2 protein-coding genes are annotated in these 746 nt (G+C 43.6%); both read right to left on the reverse strand.

Annotated features, from left to right (window positions below):
• Nucleotides 1-8: 8 nt before the first annotated feature.
• Nucleotides 9-266, reverse strand: a complete 258-nt coding sequence (locus A3738_RS02180; protein WP_068477304.1) for a YeaC family protein — start codon at nucleotides 264-266, stop codon at nucleotides 9-11.
• Nucleotides 267-287: 21 nt separating this feature from the next.
• Nucleotides 288-746: rhomboid family intramembrane serine protease (locus tag A3738_RS02185; protein ID WP_068763312.1), on the reverse strand; the 459-nt coding region annotated here is incomplete at its 5' end.

Raw genomic sequence — 746 nt, forward strand, 5'->3', positions numbered from 1 at the left:
ATTCTGCTCTAGTGCAACACACGCAAAGGCACTTCATCAGATGGATCATCACCTTTTTTCTTTTTCTTCGTGGTATCCACATACCCAACACGATCTTTCTCAGGAATATCGTGAGCGTCTTCGTAAACGATCACTGTTTGTAAGCAGATTTCTTTTTGCTCTTTCGTCAACGTTCGGCCGTCGGGCCACTTTCCTAATTCCAGTGCCTTTTTAAATCTTTCATACAACTCTGGGTCTAGCTGCTTTGCAGCATCTTCAAAATTCATATATCTCCCCCTAGACCATTTTCATGGCGCGCTATTGCGCTTAGCCGTTAAACCAAACACAAGCCAACCTAAAACAAGGCCACTTAACAATCCGTACAAATGCGCTGAATTAGCCATAGCCCCTAAGCCAATCCATTCTGTTAGTGGCGTATAACCAATTACCAACCAGACCAACGCAAACTTAAATAATCCATCCGGCATGAAAACGCGACGATCATAATGCGACCAAACTCGGGTATAGCCAAACAAGCCGTACACAACACCCGACAATCCCCCAAACAAATAGCCGCCATCTAAAAGTTGCGCGACATTCGATATGACAGAGACAACAACGATCAACACAAATAATGCGAGCGCACCTTTTCGATACTCAAGNTGCCCGCCTAAAATCCAAAACATCAACAAGTTAAAAACAATGTGCAAGAGACTAAAATGAAGCATATCTGGCGAGAATAAACGCCATATCTCTCCAGACTGCAT

It is taken from the genome of Oleiphilus sp. HI0066 (genome assembly GCF_001635725.1).